We start from the raw sequence: 16,568 nt of genomic DNA, 5'->3' as shown, positions 1-16,568 counted from the left end.
AAAGGGCTGATAGGGCTGTTCAGAGGCCGGCTGCGGTCCTCGTTACACAAGCCGGCTCGGCCGTGGTCGCGTTGAGGCGCTCCGGGGTGTCTGTGTCGGTGAGGCCTCAGAGATCCCTGCCCGAGGAGTTCCGTCAGGGCGGGCGGCGCGGTGTCGCCTTCTTCTCGCATCTTCTGAACGCCTGGCGAGCTGCCATCAGCATTCCCCGATAGCTTCGGGGAGCGCGCCGGGCATCAGGATTGACCACAGGTCGCGGGGCAGAACTTGACCTCGGGATACCGTGATGACGACTTGTTCAGGAGAGGCTGGGGTTGCGACTTCAGGTGCTGGTCGAGGAAGGCCGCCACGTAGGTGCGGGTGAGCTCGGCGGCGCGCACCGCGGGCAGAACGCCGTAGGCGGGCTTGATGCCGAGGGCGCCCGCCATCAGGGGGAGGTCGGTGAAGGACTGGTGTTCGCCGCCCGTCAGCACGAGCCAGCGTTTCCATCCGGTCAGCAGCTTCCAGTCGCGGTCCCAGGAGGTGTCGCGGCCTCCGGGGACGTGCTGCGGCGAACCCAGGAACATGAACGGCCGGGAGAACCCGCTCTTGGGGATCCGGGCGTAGGTGGTGCCGTCCATGTCGATGCCGGCGCGCACGCGGGAGTCCTTCACCATGGTCGCCATGGCGCTGGCCCCGCCGATCGACTGGCCTGCCATCGCGATTTTGGAGCGGTCGATCAGGTCAGAACCGTCCCATTTCGATGGCAGCTGGTCGAGCACGAAGGAGACGTCGGCCGCCCGTCCCGCGACCACCCCTGTGCCGAAGCCCGGGTCGGTGTCGCTGTCGCAGGCGAGGCATTCGGCGACCCGCCCGCCGGGGAAGGTCGTGGCGTGGCTCTCGTAGGTGTGGTCGATCCCGGCCACGACGTACCCTCGGCTGGCCAGGTCCTCGGCCAGGGACGTGAGTGTGCTCATCGGATTGGTGAAGCCGGGGGAGATCACCACCAGCGGCAGGTTCCGGCCCGCAGGTTCGGCGTCTTCGATGGCGTTGGTGCGCGTCTTGCTGAGCGTGTCGTTCGGCACGCCCCCAATCCCCAAGCGCCTCAGGATGAGCTCCGATTCCTTCGGCGTCATGTACGGCGCCCGCTGTCCGTCTCGCTGCTCGGTCGGATACCACAGGGTGACCTTGAGCTCCCTGGCGTCGACGTCGAGGTTCCAGGGGTCGGGGCGGGAGGCGTCTTTCAGATACAGGGCGGTGGTGCCGACCGGATGGGCACCGGTGGGGGCGGGCAGGGTGGCGGGGCCGGTCGGCGTGGCCGACTGGTTGGCAGCGGACCGGGGTGGCGCGGGCGCGGAGCAGGCGGACGCGGCCAGGACGACCAGTCCCGCGGCGACTGCCAGGATCTGTCTCATGGAGAGGTCCATTCACTTGTTCAGCAAGGTCAGGGCCTTGGCCAGGACGGGGTCGCGCCCTGCGGCCGCGTCCTTCGGGGTCAGGGGCACGTGGTGGTCGGGCGGCACGCCGATCCGGTCGATCACCTCGCGGTCGGGCCCCAGATGGTGCCTGACGGGGAAGATCAGCGTGGTGTTGTTGCTCAGCAGGTACGGCTGCGCCGGGCCGGAGATGACCCCCGCGGTCCTGGTGCCGACCAACTGGCCGATGCGCAGGTCTTTGACCGCAGAGCTGAAGTGCTCGCACGCCGAGGCGCAGCTGCGGTCGGTGAGCACCATCAGCGGCAGGTTGAGCAGCTCGACGGTGTCATCGGTCCGCGAAGTTTCGCACTTGCCGTCCACGGTGCACTGGTAGGCGGTGACCTTGCCGTGGCCGAACGCGCTTACCAGCCGGGTCGCCTCCACGGGGCTGCCGCCGCCGTTGCCGCGCAGGTCCAGCACGACGCCGGACAGGGTCCGGCCGGCGCGCAGCCTGGAGATCGCCTTGAAAACCCTGTCCGCGGAGTCGGGAGCGAACCCGCGCAGCCGTACATAGGCGATGCCGTCGTTCAGCAGCTTCGAGGTCACCACTTGCAGGGCGGCCAGATCCCGCTGGTAGAGGCCGGGCTTGAGCGTCACGCTCCAGCGGCGGCCGGTGCTCTGCCGCAGGAGCCGTAACCGGATCGGGCGCGCCTCCGGGTACCCCGGGTAGAGGGCGGCGATCGCAGGAGTGGCCTTCCCGTCGATGAAGGGCGCCGATCCGTTGATCGATTCGATGACGTCGCCCGGGTGCAGCCCGGCCGCTTGCGCCGCGCCACCCTGCACGGTGGTGACGAACAGCGGGGGTAGAGCGACGCCGGGGTTGCCGTTCACCTGGGGACCGTTGACGTTCGCCTGGAAACCGAGGCCGTAGCCGTCGCCGTCGTAGTAGTCGGGCGGCCGCTTGACGTCGTGCGTCCAGCGGGCGTGGTTGTCGCCGAGGCTGGCCACGATGGCCTCGAGGGTGACGATGGCCAGCTTGTCGCGCAGGTCTGGGACCTGATCGGTGGTCTTGCGGTAGGCGGTCTTGAAAGCGGCCCAGTCGGTCTTGCGGTCACCGGTCAGCGCCGGCATGGTGGCCTCGGGTACGTCGCGGCCGTTGCGGTTGAGCTCTTGGGTCAGGGCGACGAATCCTGCGCTCAGCAGCGAGCGGGCGTCCAGCGTGGCGCCGCTGTAGTAGGTGCCGAGGATGCAGAAGTAGGCCTGCTCGATGACGTCGATCGTGGTGGCCGTCTCCGGCCCGGGAGTTCCCTGGGGCGGAGCGCAGACTGTACTGGCTGCCGTGCTCGCCTGGCCGCGTGGCGGTGTCGGGGCCGTGCAGGCCGCTGCCAGGAGGAGGGCGAGCGCGGCGGCCGTGGTCCTGATGACGGTCATGACAGGCGCCTGCGGATCCACCAGAAGCAGAACCACGTCAGGCCGAGGGTGAGCAGGGCGTAGATCCCGGTCTCGATCCATTGGAAGGGCCAGAAGCGCTCAAGGGGCTGGTAGGTCGCCTGCTGCCGATAGCCGAGCCGGTTGATCTCGACCATGCAGCCGTCCCCGGCGCCCGCCGACGGTGCGCAGGGGCCCGACGTGGTGGAGACCTGGGCGGCGGCGAAGCCGCCATCGGTGCCGAGCGCACGCCCGGATGGGTCGACCAGGTTGGCGGACAGGACCCAGGCGCCCGCATGACCGGGAACGGCCGACTTCAGGCGAATCTCCACATATCCGCCTCGGTCCCGGTTTATGCCGATGCCGTCCACGTTCGTCTTGCCGAGCTCGAAGGTCGAGGTGATCGGGGGCATCAGGTGGGGCCGGACCAGCAGCGGCATGGCGAGCTGGATCGCGGCGAAGACGGCCAGAGTGAGGGCCATGGCGGGCAGTGTGCGGCGCACCAGCATGCCCACGGTCACGCCCAGGACGAAGGCGAAGGCCGCATACCCCATCGGGGCGATGCCGCGCGCGCCGAACACCAGGGGAGCCATCAGGGCCAATTTCTCAGCGGCTGATTTGTCCAGAGGGTCGGACCACCAGGTCACCATGAGGCCACACAGGCCGGCGACGGCCACGGTGGTCAAGCCCATGAACCCGAGCTTGACCGCCAGCCAGCGGCCGCGGGTGATGCTCTGGTTCCACACCATCAGGTGCGTGCCCGCCTCCAGCTCGCGGGTGATCAACGGTGCTCCCCAGAAGATCCCGGCGAGGGCGGGCAGGAGGAGCACGACGAGAGTCAGGGCCATGAACGAGGTCTCGTGCCGGTCGAAGAAGTGGTCGTAGAAGCGGTCGCAGGTGTTGTCCTGGGTACAGGCGGCGATCCCGGCGGAGTAGTCGGAGGCCAAGCCGGGGCCGGTCAGGGCCAGGGCGGTGGCGAGGATGACGAGCAGGGCGGCCATCATCGCGGCCGAGCCGCGGAACTGGCGCCAGGTCAGCCAGATCATCGCTGCACCTCCAGGGCGACTCGCTGGTCCACGGTGCGCTTGTCCATGTAGGCCAGGACGAGGTCTTCCAGACTGAGTTGGGTGACCGTCCAGGCGGGATCGTGGATCGGGGCGTCGGTGCGGATCACGTACGTGCTCTGCCGGTCGGTGTGGCGCACGGAGACGACGTGCTGGTCGGCGGGCAGCCGGTCGGGGTCGCGGCGTGGGCCGGTGAGCCGGTGATGGGTGGCCAGCAGTTGGTCGACCTCCCCGGCCACCTGGACGCGGGAGTCGACGAGCACGATCAGGAAGTCGCACACCCGTTCCAGGTCGGAGACCAGGTGGGAGGAGAGCACCACGCTGAACTCGTGCTCGACCGTGGCCTCCATCAGCCCCTGCAGGAACTCGCGGCGGGCCAGCGGGTCGAGCGAGGCGACCGGCTCGTCCAGGATCAGCAGCTCGGGCCGTTTGGCCAGGCCCAGGGTAAGGGCGAGCTGGGCGCGCTGGCCGCCCGACAGCTTGCCTGCCCGCTGGGCGGGATCGAGACCGAGTTGCGCGATCCGGTCCCGCGCCATGGCGGTGTCCCAGCGGGGGTTGAGCCGCGCTCCCAGCCGCAGGTGATCGGCGACGCTCAGCCCGGCGTAGACGGGGGTGTCCTGGGCGACGAACCCGACCCTGGCCAACTGCGCCGGGCCGCTGGCGGGACGGCCGCCCAGCACGGTGATGCCGCCCACCGTCGGCTCCAACTGGCCGCTGGCCAGCTTCAGCAGCGTCGTCTTGCCGGCTCCGTTGGGACCCACTAACCCCACGACGTGGCCCGCCGGGATGTCGATGGTGCACTCGCGCAGCGCCCAGTGCTTGCCGTATTTCCTGCCCAGTCCCTGGGCCTGTAGGGCAGTGTTCACGCTATGTCCTCCTGAGCGGTGGTCCGAAAGGTGGTCATGAAGAGGGCCTCGATGCTTTCCTCGTCGAGGCCGGCCCGGCGGGCCTTGACCAGCCAGCGCTGCAGTTCCAGCCGCAGCGGGCCGTGCGCGGCCAGCGAGGCGTTGGTGAGCGTCGCCGTCACGAACGTCCCCACCCCCGGCCGGGCGGCGACCAGGCCCTCGTGCTCGAGTTCCCGGTAGGCCTTCAGGACGGTGTTGGCGTTGATCGCCAAGTGCGCCACGACCTCCTTGACGGTCGGCATCTGGTCGCCCTCGCGAAGCACGCCGAGCCGCAGCGCATGCCGTACTTGCTGAACCAGCTGCAGGTACGGCGAAACACCCGACCTGCCGTCCAGATGGAACTCGATCACCAGTTTCTCCATTTATCTAGCCTGCTAGTACTTTAGAGTCCCAGATGTTAAAGGATCATAAGGAGCGTTGTACAGGCCTCGCCCGGGAGCGCCCGAAGCGGTCCATCGCTCCTCCGGGCATGATCGGCCCGACACCTATGCCGACGCGGTCGAGGCGTATCTGCGTTCGGCCGGGATCGCCACGCTGTTCGAGCTGAAGGCACCTCTGCGTGAGAAGACGCTGTGGCGGGCCTTGTATGACACGTGCGCCCGCACCGAGGAGATCCTCAGCGTCGACATCGACGACTTGCTGCTGGCCGACAAGCGCGCTCGCATCGTCTCCAAGGGCGGCGCCACCGACTGGGTGCACTGGCAGTCCGGCACCGCCCAGCTGCTGCCCCGGCTGCTCAAGGGCCGTACCCGTGGCCCGGTCTTCCTCACCGACCGGCGGGCACCCGCTCACACCCCCACCCTCGACGTCTGTCCTGTCACCGGCCGAGCGCACCTGTCCTACCGGCGTGCCGCCGAACTGTTCGAGACCCTCACCCGGCCGCTGGCCCACCCCGGCATCACCGACCCGGGCGAACTCGAGCAGCGCGGCGGCTGGACGCTGCACCAGCTACGTCACTCCGCGCTGACCCACGAGGCCGAAGACGGCACCAACACCCCGACCCCGCTGGCCCGCTCGCGGCACGCCTCGGTCCGCTCCCTGGAGCGCTACTCCCGGCCCAGCGTCGATGCCGTCGCCAGCCACGTCGCATCCCGCGACCCCCGAGCACGCCGCACCACCTGAACACCATGCCCCGACCAGCCACCCCGACAAGGAGGCATGATGAGCGACGTGCAGCCCGTACGCGCGCGGCTGGCAGCCCGGCTTCTGCAGGAGGCTGACGACGTCACCCGGTACGTCGGCACCGACCCGGCACCGCCCGCCCCGGCCGTGCTCGGCCACGCGTGCCGGGCGTTCGTGATCGCCGAGACCACAAGCCGGCTCCTGGATGAGTACGCCGTCCCCCGCCGTGACAACTACGTCGTCTGCGCCGACTACTCCCAGCGGGCGGTGCGCGTGCTGAGCGGGGTCCTCGGCCCGCACCTGCTGCACCGCAGATACCGCCCTGCGGGCCGACATCGCCACGCTGCAGCAGCAAGGCGAGGCAGAGCTCAACCTGGCCAGCGGCGAGGACATCGACCGCATCACCGCAGCGCTGCTCACCCTCGGCAGCGCCCTGGCCGAGACGTTGACGCCGATGGCCGCCGACGACAGCCTCCCGCCGATGATGCGAGGCGTAGCCCACATCGCCGCAGACGCCGCCGGCATCCTGTGGAGCCACTCCGGCGGCGACTCCGGCGGTTGGTAGAGCGCCCAGCAGAGTCACCCCGGCCGCTTCACGTCATCGGTGACCAGCCTGCGAAACCCATAGCTACGGCAAGCCGCCACATCGACCGACCGAGTCGATGGACCACGCGAGCTTCGACACCGGCCAGTGGCCGGCCTGCTGCGGCGCCTGCCCGCTCTTCGGCCTGCTGCAAACGCCACGCCGACCCTGACCTGTTGTGATCCAAGAGTGGGCACGTCCGCACGCCGGACGTGCCCACTCTGGCGTCCGGCTGGCAGGAAGTGGTCGACCGCGGGCAACTTGCTGTCTCCGAAATCCCTGGTTCCGGAACCCCGGAACGCGCAGAGTTGTCTTTACGAGGACAGCTGAAAGGACGGAGGAAGGGCCTCGGGAAAAAGGTCACATGGATTTCCGTCGGCGGCTCCACCTGGGAACGAGAGGAGGAAAGCGGTCGGACCGCCGGACCCGAGAATCGTGTCGAATTTAAATTGCCGGTGAATTTACGGACAGCGGGAATGGAGATGGAATGTTCTATTCGGAGAGCGGACTGAAGGCGTTGGGCGCACCGGCGGGGAGACCGGCGACCGAGCCGGGCGGCGGGGAGACGGCCGGCGCGTGGATCCACGCCCAGCCGCCGGGACCCCGCGTGACCGGTCGCTGGACGCGGACGTACGCCCGCGTCCAGAACCGCTTACACGATCAGAAGGGGATCCCATGACTGAGATGGCGTCGGGCAACGGCGCGGCCACCGCCATGAGCAAAGTCCTTTCGAGTGACGGCACCGCCATCGCCTTCGAACGGGTGGGGCAGGGGCCGGCGCTCATCCTGGTGGGCGGGGCGCTCAGCCACCGGGCGCTGCCGGGGATGGTGGAGCTGACCGGGCTGCTGTCGCGGCACTTCACCGTCGTCAACTACGACCGCCGAGGCCGGGGCGACAGCGGGGACAGGGAGCCGTACGCGGTGGAGCGGGAGATCGAAGATCTCGACGCCATGATCAACATGGTGGGCGGGTCGGCGTCGGTGTGGGGCATCTCCTCCGGGGGAGTCCTCGCCCTCAAGGCGGCGGCGCACGGCCTGGCCATCAACAAGCTGGCGCTGTACGAACCACCGTTCGTGGCCGGTGGCAGTGGCCGCCGGCCACCGGCCGATCACCAGGAGCGGCTGACGCGGCTGGTCGCGGCCGGGCGGCGGAGCGAGGCGGCCGCCTACTTCATGACGAAGGTGGTCGGCGTCCCCTCGGTGCTCGTGGCGGCGATGCGGCTGCTGCCCCGGTGGTCACGGCTCAAGGCGGTGGCCAACACGCTGCCCTACGACGCCGCGGTGATGGGGGACTACTCGTTACCGGTCAGGCAGCTGGGCCTGATCACGGTGCCGACGCTCGTGATGGCCGGGGAGAGGAGCCCGGCGGTGCGGCGACAGGCGGCGCGGGAGCTCACCGAGGCCGTCCCCACCGCGCGGCACCGCCCGCTGGAGGAGCAGAACCACAACGTGTCGATGAAGGCCCTCGCGCCCGTGCTGGTGGAGTACTTCAAAGACTGAGAGGCCTGGAAGGAGAGGGTGAGAAGGGCGAGTGACCTGAGAGGAGAGACTGAAGGGAGAGGCGGCGCGTCCCGTGCCCGGCCTCCGGTCCGCCCCGGAGGCCGGGCACGGGACGCAGGCATGTGTCCTGCCGGTGCCGGGGATCACGGGTGCCGGACAGGCAGTGGTGCCGGAGCGGCAGCGGCGTCGCGCCTCGTCGCGGCGCGGCGCCGCGGCGACCAGGCGGGCGGCAGCGCGCTCAGGATCCCCTGGCGGGCGGCAGCGTACTCAGGAGTCCCGGTGGGCGGCAGCGTGCTCAGGAGTCCCGGTGGGCGGCAGCGTGCTCAGGAGTCCCGGTGGGCGGCAACGTACTCAAGGTCCCCGGCGGGTCCGCGCGGGACGGGGTCAGGCGCCGAGTCCGGCCAGAAGGGCGGCGAGACGGTGGATGTCGTCGGCGGTGATGTCCACGTGCGGGCTGAAGCGCAGCACCGGACGGGTCATGTCGTGCGGCGCCCGCTCCGTTCCGGCGACGGTGCTGACCACCCCGTGGTGGAGCAGTCCGGCACGGGTCCGTCCGACGTCGTGGCCTCGCCCCTGCGGCTCCAGGGACACGATCGCGCCGGGCGCGTCGAGCGGGTCCCGCAGCCGCCAGCCGGGGAGACCGGCGAGCGCCGAGCGGAGCGCGGAGCCGACGGCGTGCAGCCGCTCCCTGATCAGGGCGGGGCCCAGCCCGTGATATTCGCGCAGTGCGGTGGCCAGCCCGGCACGGCCGGCGACGGACGCCTCACGGCTCTCCAGACGGCGCACCGGCCGCTGCTCGCCGGGCCACGTCCCGACGGCGAGCGCGGGGGCTCTGGGGACCAGGCGTGCCTGCCATGGATCCCGTACTCCCAGATAGCCCACACCGCGCGGGCCGCAGAGATATTTCCGGCCCGTGCCGTAGACCGCCGCGCAGCCGGTCGCCGGCAGATCGATCTGGCCCAGCGCCTGAGCGGTGTCGACCACGACGGGCACCTCGGCCGGCTCGCACACCGCCACGGCCTCCGCCACCGGCTGGACCAGCGCACGGTGCGCCGCCGCGGCGGTGAGATGCACCATCGCCGGCCGGTCCGCGGCCAGCCGTCGGCGGAGGGCCTCCACATCCAGCCGCCCCTGGCCGTCTGCGGCGAGGAACTCCACGCGCAGCCCGCGGTCGCTGAACGCCGCCAGGTTCGGCCCCCACTCGCTGGGCAGCACCCACACGCGGTCCCCGGTCTCGACGGGCCACGAGGCCAGCAACTGCGCGAGCGCGGCCGACCCGCTCTCCACGAAGGCCAGGTCGTCGCCGTCGAAGCCCAGCAGGGCGCCCAGCAGGTCACGTGCTCCGCGCAGTTCCTCCGTGACCGCGGCCTCCGCGACGTATCCGCCCACTCCGGCCTCAAGGGCGAGGTGGTCGGCGACGCGGTCGCGGACGGCCCGGCTGGTCCGCCCGCACGCGGCGGTGTCCACGTGCAGCCCCTGAGCCGGTCCGCGCGCGGCGGCCCAGCTACGCCCGACCTCCTCGTGCGGCAGCTCCCGGCCCACGGCCGTCCTCACCGGCCGTCCCGGCCGCCGCCGTGACCGGACCCGTTCACCGTGCCCGGGACCGGGGCACGCCGCTCCGCGGGTGAGACCGGGGCACGCCGCTCCGTGGGCGGGGCCGGGCGATCACCCGCCACCGGGCCACCCGGCCTGTGCCCGGTCCGCGGGCGGTCGATCAGTGATCACGATCCCAATGGTAGAGGCGTGCCCTCCGAGATCCACGCGGTCGCCCGGCGATCCCACGGCACGGCCACGCGGGCACCGGCGACCGCGGAGGCGTCGGGTCGCGGAGGCGTCGAGTTCGGAGGCTTTCCGGCTGTGGAGGCATCCGGTCGTGGTGCCGTGGCACGGCCACGCGGGCCCCGGGCGGTCGCGGAGGTATCCGGCTGCGGTGCCGGGCGGTCACGGAGATATCCGGCTGCGGCGGCGTATGGTTCCGGTGCCGTCCGGCCGCGGGGGTGTCCGGTCGCGATACGTAAATTCCCCGATGCGGGAAATGCCCTCGGGGCTCTACCGTCTGGGAGGTCGAGAGCCCCCCAGGCAAGGGTGAGCCCATGCGCGTGCTGAGCGTGTTCGTCTCCGCCGTCCTGCTGACCACGACCTTCACGGCCGCCGCCGCGAGCTCCGCCGCGGCCGAGGCGAAACCTCCACCCGGCCCGGTGAACGTCGTCTACCAGCGGGCCGCCTTCACCACGGGCACCGCCGAAGGCGTGACGGCCGGAGACGGCCTGTCCTTCGCCTCCCCGGCCGGGACGACCTCCTACACCGACGCGCTCGGCACCAGGACCTGGGAGTACGCCCGCTGGACCGGCCCGGAACAGCAGGTCGGCTTCGCCGCGACGGAGCTGATCGCCTCCTGGACCGCCGACACCCCGCCCGGTAGCTGGCTGCAGGTCGAGATGCGCGGCCGCCACGCGGCCGGGCTGACCAAGTGGTACGTCATGGGCCGCTGGGCCTACGGCGAGGCCGACATCCGGCGCACCTCGGTGCCGGGCCAGGCCGACGCCGACGGCACCGTGTCCGTCGACACCTTCGTCGCGGCGGCGGGCAGGGCGGTCACCGCCTACCAGCTGCGCGTCACGCTGCACCGCACGCCCGGCTCCGCCGTGACGCCGAAGGTGCGGACGCTGGGGGCGATGGCCTCGGCCGTTCCCGAACGCAAGACAGTGCCGGTCAGTCCCGGCGGCGGGGCGTGGGGGACCGAGCTGAACGTGCCCCGCCGCTCTCAGAGCATCCACCAGGGCCACTACCCCGAGTGGGACGGCGGCGGTCAGGCGTGGTGCAGCCCGACCTCGACCACGATGGTCCTCGGCTACTGGGGCAGGTGGCCCAGCGCGCAGGACACCTCCTGGGTCGACCCGTCCGACCCCAACCCCGAGGTGGACTACGCCGCCCGATACACCTACGACCACGCCTACCAGGGCGCCGGCAACTGGCCGTTCAACACCGCCTACGCCGGCCGCTACGGCATGGAGGGGTTCATCACCCGGCTGCGTTCGCTGACCGAGCTGGAGCGCCTGATCGCCGCCGGCATCCCGGTGATCACTTCCCAGTCGTTCAAGAAGGGCGAACTGCCCGGCGCGGGATACGGCACCGACGGCCACATCATGGTGGTGGTGGGCTTCACCGCCACCGGCGACGTCATCGCCAACGACCCCGCCTCGCCGAGCAACGACGCGGTGCGCCGGATCTACCCGCGGGCCGACTTCGAGAACATCTGGCTGCGCAGCTCCAGCAGTGGCGGCGTCGTCTACGTCATCCACCCGCCGGGCCACGCCCTGCCCCCCACCGTCCCGGGGCTGCCCGCCAACTGGTAGGACCCCACCCGCCCGCGGTGTGCCGCCCGGCGCGCCGCGGGCATGACTCCGCCTTCCCGAGGCGTCCGCCTTCCCCAGGACGTTCGCTTCCCGAGGCGTCCGCCTTCCCCGGGACGTCCGCCTGACGGCGGCAGGCGGGCCACCGGCCCGGAGGCGGGCCAGGACGGGCTCCGGGCCGGCCACGGCCCGTGGGTGACTACGACTCGGCGGCCTGCTTGATCCGCTGGCAGATGCGCAGCCACGCCTCCTGGCGTCTGGCCCTGGGGAGGGCGGCGAGGGGGGTGCGGATGTCGTGGGCGGCCTGGTAGGCCGCGATGGGCGTCTCCTCGTAGAGGCAGTTCTCCACCAGGACCCAGAGGATCTTGACGTTCTCCGTCTTGGCCGCTTTGAGGAAGTAGGGGAGCTCCTCGGCGGTGATGAACGTGGAGTTCAGGAACTCCGGGCTGACGAGCATGACGGCGACACTGGTGGAGGCCAGTGCCTGGTTGATCTCATCACGCCACAATCGGCTCGGCTTGATCTCCTGGTCGTACCAGACGTTGAGCGCGTTGTTGCGGATCAGGGGGCCGAGCATGGTCGTCAGCTCCGTCAGCCACGCGCGGTCCTTCCTGCTGTAGCTGATGAAGACGCGGTCGCGTTTCACGGCCACCGGCCGCCCCTTCTTGTCCAGGAGAGTCGCGGGGCGCGCTCCCCTGACGACGTCTTCGTCCACGAGGCAGGAATGGATGTCCTTCCTGTCGGGGAGCAGGAACAGCACGTCGCGCATGGTCCGGTCGAGGACGCGGTGCAGCCCGCGCGCCCCCGCCTGCTCCCTGAGCGCCCGCTGGACGAGCTCCTCCACCGCTCCGTCGGTGACCGTGAGATCGCAGCGGTGCTCGCTCAGCAACGCCTGGTACTGCCGGATCGGCGACTGCGGCGTCGAGTGCAGGATGGAGCGGAGATGATCGGCGCTCAGCGGCTCGAAGGCGCTGATGGTGGTGAACCGGGCGGCGAACTCCGGCATGAGCCCGAAGGCGATCAGGTCCTCCTGACCGGCCTCGGTCAGGATCCTCCCCGGCTCCGCCGCGACCTGCTGCGGTGTCTTCAGCCGCGTCCGCACCAGGCGGTCGGCCACGATGCGGGTGAGCCCTTCGAACGACCCGCCGCCGATGAACAGGATCCCCTCGGTGTTGACGGCCGTGCGGTCGCTGGAGGGGTGCTTGCGGTTGCTCTTCGGGTCGTAGGTGACGTCCGTCCCGCTCAATATGTTGAGCAGCGCCTGCTGGACGCCCTCCCCGGAGACGTCGCGCGTGATGCTGGGGTTGACCGACTTGCGGGCGAGCTTGTCTATTTCGTCGATGTAGATGATGCCGCTCTCGGCGGCCTCCCGGTTGCCGCCGGCCACCTTGAGGAGGTCCTTGAACATGCCCTCGACGTCTTCGCCGACATAGCCGGCCTCCGTGTACGTCGTGGCGTCGACGATCGCGAGGGGGAGGTCGAGAGCCGCGGCCAGCGCCTTGGCCAGGAGCGTCTTGCCGGAACCGGTCGGGCCGATGAGGAGGAGGTTGTTCTTGTCGTAGCCGTGGGCGCCGCGGACCCGGGAGCGGAGGAAATGACGGTGGACGGCCACGGCGACATCGCGTTTGGCCTCCTCCTGGCCGATGACGTAATCGGACAGCCGGTCGTACAGCCAGGACGGCCTGGGAGGCTCAGCGCGCGCTATGTCATGGAATTTCCGCTTTTTGGATTTCTTGTCGTCTTCGGCCTTCTCCTCGGAGAGGATCTCGTTGCACAGCTCCACGCACTCATCGCAGATGTATACCTCGGGCCCCGCGATCACCTTAACTACCTCGTGCTGGGATTTGTTGCAGAAACTGCAGTAAGTGATCTCTACGGATTCCACTGGCACCTGCTCGCGTGATTCCCATGACCCATTGATCTCAGGGTAATCCGCGCCCACTGCCCGTGATGCTGTGATTTCTGGTTTTCTGCCGACGGATCATCGGAATCCCGGCGGAGCCGGCCCGCGGTTCACCGGCCGGCCGGACCCGCCTCCCCGCGCCCGTGCCGCGCGGGGGCCGGTCCCGGAGTCCGGTGGGTTCACGCTCCGCCGGAGGCCGTCAGGCGCTCCGGCGTGACCATCCCCTCGATCTCCACCAGGAGGTCGTCCCGGCATATGTCCACGTTCAGATAGGCGACTTCGGCGTCCCCGGAGAAAGCGCCGGAACACATCCGCCGCACGAGAGGTATGTCCGCGTCGCGCTTCACGTAGACTTTCACGGAATCAAGGTCCTGGAGCGTCAGGTCCGCGCCGATTCCATACTTTGCGAGATTCCCCGGGCCGATGAGCACCGAGATGTTGTCGAGCGTCGTGGCGCACTGCCGTTCGATGTCACCCTTATAGACGGTCTCGCAGCCAAGTATGCTGGCGGTCCCGGAGACGAACAGGTAATCGGACCGGACGGGGCTCCCCGATGACAGGTAGGTGGCCCGGGCGAAGCTGGGCGACTTTATCCCGTATCTCGGCGGATAGCGGTAGGCGGGGGTCTGCCGGGGATTCTCGATATTCGTCACCCGCGCCGAACGGCACGCGATGAAATAGAACGCCACACCGCCGCCGTGACTCCCCACGCAGGTGGCGGCGGGTATGAGCCGCTCCGACATCTGCCGCTGCTCGAACGCGGCCGCGCGGCCTCTGCAGAACTGGGTGTACACGTTGTGGCCGCCGTCGTCCACGTCGTTGATCTCGTTGACCATGTTCCACACGCGGACGACGTTCGGGTAGCCGAGCAGCTCGATGAGCTCGAATGCCGCCAGGTAGGCGGCCTCGGTCGAGGTGACGTAGTCCGCGGTCTCCTCGATCCGCCCGCAGCAAAACAGATACTCCCCGTCGTGCGCGTACGCCAGGCCCTTGTGCCGCCCGCTCGTCACGTCCGCGGTGGTCCGCCACACCTCCGTGAACGCCGGGCCCCCGTCGTCGCGCATCGACAGCGTCAGCGACGGATGGCCGTCCCGGACGACCGGACCACCGGCCCGATCCGAGTATCCGACCGCGCCCAGCACCCGGCCGGACTCGCCCCGGGGTCCGCGTTCTCGAATCGGCAGCTCAGGCCGGCCAGAGAAGTGGTAATGGTCATCGTCGGTCCTGTCTGCCGGAGACGGTTCGTCCCCAAGCATGAGTGTCCCGATCCTCGCCGATCATCTTCCGTATTGCGGCCGCCACCCCTATTCCGCATTGCGCCGTCTTTGCCTCCGCCTTTTCTGAATTGTGCGGACAATGGCGGCGGGGACAGGGCCCTCACCCCTATTGCCGGAGATCCCTTTTTCGAAGAAGACGGCCTGCCGCGGCCCTGTAATTCTCGGTGGGGCGGGGCAGTGGCCTCCCACCGCCCCGTGAATGTCGTCAAATCCGTGGACGGGACCGCCTCTGCTCCATCCGGTCCGTGGCATAACGATTCCCCTCAGGGAGCAGCATCTCCTACCCGGAGGTCGCACCGATGACGCAGCAACTCGTCGAGCGTTATGGCGATGGTGTTTTCAACCACGCCACCGTGACCGAGGACGAGCGCCTGAACGCGCTGTCCCAGGAACTGGATCCGGCGTCGTTCCGGCGGCTGGAATCCCTGCCCTTCCGGTCCGACTGGCGCTGTCTGGAGCTGGGCGCGGGGACCGGTACGGTGGCCCGCCGGCTCGCCGAGCGCTGCCCCCGGGGCACCGTGGTCGCCACCGATCTCGATCTGGGGCTCGTCGGGGACCGGTACGGAGAGCGGGCCAACCTGTCATGGCTCCAGCACGACCTGACGCGTGACGACTTCCCTCCCGGGTCTTCGACTTCATCCACGCCCGCTACCTGTTCTGCCATCTGTGCAGCCGGGAACTGGACCTCGCCCGGGTCGTCAGCTGGCTGGCCCCCGGCGGCTGGCTGATGCTGGAGGAGCCGGCCGAGTTCCCCATCGAATCCTCACCGCACACGGCCTATCGCGAGACGAGCATGGGTGTCTTCACGGCCCTGGCCGAGCGCATCGGCACCGACTGCCGGTGGCCCCGGGCCCTGCACGACCGTCTGAGCCGGGTGGGGCTGGTGGGGGTCGAGATGGACGTCGCTCACTCGGTCGTCGGTGGGGACCGGCCGATGAGCCGCTTCTGGAAGCTGACCATCGACCAGCTCGCCCCGGCCCTGCAGGCCATCGACGGGATCACCGCCGCCATGATCGACGAGACCCGGGCCCGGCTGAGCGATCCGGACTTCCGCGATCTGGGGATGGCCACGATCGCCGTCTGGGGCCGGCGGCCCGGCGTCCTCGCGCAGGGCCACGCCTGAACCACCGGACGCGGAGGCGGCCCGGCGGCCCACCGCGTGAGGAGCGGGTGAGGGCGCCGGTGGCGCCGGAGGGGAGCCCCCTACGCCGCCCTGCCTCGCTGGGGGAAGCCCCCTACGCCGCCCTGCCTCGCCGGAGGAGCCGCCACCCCGCCGCGGCGAGGCCGAGGGCCGCCAGGGCCACGCCTCCATAGATCCAGGACGGGCCCGGCCCGTCGCCGGACGTACTGGGCGCGGGGGGAGCGGCCGAGGGCGCCGGGGGCGCCGGCGGCGTGGCCGTACCGAGAGCGGTCAGGAGGCCGGCGGTGAGCGGCGCCCCGCTCTGGGCGCCGTCGTCGGCCCGCAGGGGGGCCACGCCCGGACGGACCATCCGGTTCCCGGCGCACAGCGAGGTGTGCAGGGGCACACCCGGGTCGATCGCGAACAGGCCGGACTCCCCGGCGGAGGCGAACACCAGATACCGGGATCCGGTGGTGAACCGGTAGCCGCACGCGGCCTCGTCGGCGTTGGTGACCACCTGGAACTCGGCGTCCGCCCGTCCCTTGTAGACCTGGTCCGCGCGGAAGGTGTAGACGATCGGCGGTGTGGGACCGGAGGGGGCGCCCTTGAGCCGGCGGGCGGCCACCACCGTCCCGGTGAAGACGGCGGCCGACTCCTCCACCTGCCGTCGCGGTTCGAGCGGCGCGCAGGAGCAGGCGCACGCCGTACCGGGAGTGGCCACGACGGCGGCGGTCAGCAGGAGCAGGACGGCGAGAACCCGGTATCTCATGCCCTCCATCACGTATCCCTCCGGACGGTGGTTCGGCGGCGGGCCGAGGCGGTGGCCGGTCCCGGTGTGCGTGGGCAGTGCCGTCCCGGCGAGCGGTGCCGGCCGCGCCGTCCTCCGGAGGGTGTCCGGTCCGCGGTCACGCCCCTTCCATCC

14 protein-coding genes are annotated in these 16,568 nt (G+C 70.4%); 5 read left to right on the top strand and 9 right to left on the bottom strand.

The features are described 5' to 3' along the window. Window positions 1-233: 233 nt before the first annotated feature. From J2S55_RS14585 to J2S55_RS14565, 5 genes are read right to left on the bottom strand one after another with little or no spacing between them, the layout of a single operon-like run. Entirely contained in the window at window positions 234-1,391 is a 1,158-nt protein-coding gene (locus J2S55_RS14585; RefSeq protein WP_306860783.1) for an alpha/beta hydrolase family protein, read from the bottom strand. A 12-nt stretch (window positions 1,392-1,403) separates the two neighbouring features. After that, the gene (locus J2S55_RS14580; RefSeq protein ID WP_306860780.1) at window positions 1,404-2,822 is read right to left on the bottom strand and encodes a S41 family peptidase; all 1,419 of its coding nucleotides are present in this window, start codon (window positions 2,820-2,822) and stop codon (window positions 1,404-1,406) included. Further along, window positions 2,819-3,865, bottom strand: coding sequence for an ABC-2 membrane transporter-related protein (locus J2S55_RS14575; protein ID WP_306860778.1), 1,047 nt, complete (start codon window positions 3,863-3,865; stop codon window positions 2,819-2,821). The genes J2S55_RS14580 and J2S55_RS14575 overlap by 4 nt, the downstream gene beginning before the upstream one ends. Then, on the bottom strand, window positions 3,862-4,749 hold the full coding sequence (locus J2S55_RS14570) for an ABC transporter ATP-binding protein (protein ID WP_306860777.1): 888 nt from the start codon (window positions 4,747-4,749) through the stop codon (window positions 3,862-3,864). The genes J2S55_RS14575 and J2S55_RS14570 overlap by 4 nt, the downstream gene beginning before the upstream one ends. Beyond that, window positions 4,746-5,150 carry a GntR family transcriptional regulator gene (locus J2S55_RS14565; RefSeq protein WP_306860775.1) on the bottom strand — a complete coding sequence of 135 codons (405 nt, stop codon included), beginning with the start codon at window positions 5,148-5,150 and terminating at the stop codon, window positions 4,746-4,748. Before J2S55_RS14565 ends, J2S55_RS14570 begins: the two co-directional genes overlap by 4 nt. 55 nt (window positions 5,151-5,205) lie before the next feature. Here J2S55_RS14565 and J2S55_RS14560 point away from each other — a divergent pair, with 55 nt between their 5' ends. Continuing rightward, window positions 5,206-5,910, top strand: a complete 705-nt coding sequence (locus J2S55_RS14560) for a site-specific integrase (protein ID WP_306860773.1) — start codon at window positions 5,206-5,208, stop codon at window positions 5,908-5,910. A gap of 1,258 nt (window positions 5,911-7,168) precedes the next feature. Further along, the gene (locus J2S55_RS14555) at window positions 7,169-7,993 is read left to right on the top strand and encodes an alpha/beta fold hydrolase (RefSeq protein ID WP_306860771.1); all 825 of its coding nucleotides are present in this window, start codon (window positions 7,169-7,171) and stop codon (window positions 7,991-7,993) included. A gap of 384 nt (window positions 7,994-8,377) precedes the next feature. Here the strand turns inward: J2S55_RS14555 and J2S55_RS14550 are convergent, their stop codons facing one another. Then, window positions 8,378-9,547 carry an aminotransferase class V-fold PLP-dependent enzyme gene (locus J2S55_RS14550; protein WP_306860769.1) on the bottom strand — a complete coding sequence of 390 codons (1,170 nt, stop codon included), beginning with the start codon at window positions 9,545-9,547 and terminating at the stop codon, window positions 8,378-8,380. A 539-nt stretch (window positions 9,548-10,086) separates the two neighbouring features. Here J2S55_RS14550 and J2S55_RS14545 point away from each other — a divergent pair. Then, a complete protein-coding gene (locus tag J2S55_RS14545; protein ID WP_306860767.1) occupies window positions 10,087-11,349 on the top strand; it encodes a C39 family peptidase in 1,263 nt (420 codons plus the stop codon). A gap of 196 nt (window positions 11,350-11,545) precedes the next feature. On the opposite strand, the gene clpX is transcribed toward J2S55_RS14545, so the two are convergent. Both clpX and J2S55_RS14535 read right to left on the bottom strand, forming a co-directional pair. After that, window positions 11,546-13,231, bottom strand: a complete 1,686-nt coding sequence (clpX, locus tag J2S55_RS14540; RefSeq protein WP_306860765.1) for an ATP-dependent Clp protease ATP-binding subunit ClpX — start codon at window positions 13,229-13,231, stop codon at window positions 11,546-11,548. Between the two features lie 197 nt (window positions 13,232-13,428). Next, on the bottom strand, window positions 13,429-14,391 hold the full coding sequence (locus tag J2S55_RS14535) for an FkbO/Hyg5 family chorismatase (protein WP_306860763.1): 963 nt from the start codon (window positions 14,389-14,391) through the stop codon (window positions 13,429-13,431). Between the two features lie 434 nt (window positions 14,392-14,825). On the opposite strand from J2S55_RS14535, the gene J2S55_RS14530 reads away from it, so the two are divergent. Then, entirely contained in the window at window positions 14,826-15,254 is a 429-nt protein-coding gene (locus tag J2S55_RS14530; protein ID WP_306860760.1) for a class I SAM-dependent methyltransferase, read from the top strand. After that, the gene (locus J2S55_RS14525; protein ID WP_370879783.1) at window positions 15,164-15,649 is read left to right on the top strand and encodes a hypothetical protein; all 486 of its coding nucleotides are present in this window, start codon (window positions 15,164-15,166) and stop codon (window positions 15,647-15,649) included. Before J2S55_RS14530 ends, J2S55_RS14525 begins: the two co-directional genes overlap by 91 nt. 112 nt (window positions 15,650-15,761) lie before the next feature. On the opposite strand, the gene J2S55_RS14520 is transcribed toward J2S55_RS14525, so the two are convergent. Then, complete coding sequence (locus J2S55_RS14520) at window positions 15,762-16,415, bottom strand: hypothetical protein (RefSeq protein ID WP_306860756.1); 654 nt, start codon at window positions 16,413-16,415, stop codon at window positions 15,762-15,764. Between the last annotated feature and the right edge of the window lie 153 nt (window positions 16,416-16,568).

Source organism: Streptosporangium brasiliense (assembly GCF_030811595.1).
Lineage (GTDB): Bacteria > Actinomycetota > Actinomycetes > Streptosporangiales > Streptosporangiaceae > Streptosporangium > Streptosporangium brasiliense.
The sequence above is the reverse complement of the archived record's forward strand: the minus strand, read 5'-3'. Positions and strand labels throughout refer to the sequence as shown.

Coding starts and splice junctions, on each gene's coding strand:
- J2S55_RS14555 (WP_306860771.1), top strand. CDS start 7,169: ATGACTGAGATGGCGTCGGGCAACGGCGCGGCCACCGCCATGAGCAAA.
- J2S55_RS14585 (WP_306860783.1), bottom strand. CDS start 1,391: ATGAGACAGATCCTGGCAGTCGCCGCGGGACTGGTCGTCCTGGCCGCG.
- J2S55_RS14530 (WP_306860760.1), top strand. CDS start 14,826: ATGACGCAGCAACTCGTCGAGCGTTATGGCGATGGTGTTTTCAACCAC.
- J2S55_RS14575 (WP_306860778.1), bottom strand. CDS start 3,865: ATGATCTGGCTGACCTGGCGCCAGTTCCGCGGCTCGGCCGCGATGATG.
- J2S55_RS14580 (WP_306860780.1), bottom strand. CDS start 2,822: ATGACCGTCATCAGGACCACGGCCGCCGCGCTCGCCCTCCTCCTGGCA.
- J2S55_RS14565 (WP_306860775.1), bottom strand. CDS start 5,150: ATGGAGAAACTGGTGATCGAGTTCCATCTGGACGGCAGGTCGGGTGTT.
- J2S55_RS14520 (WP_306860756.1), bottom strand. CDS start 16,415: ATGAGATACCGGGTTCTCGCCGTCCTGCTCCTGCTGACCGCCGCCGTC.
- J2S55_RS14545 (WP_306860767.1), top strand. CDS start 10,087: ATGCGCGTGCTGAGCGTGTTCGTCTCCGCCGTCCTGCTGACCACGACC.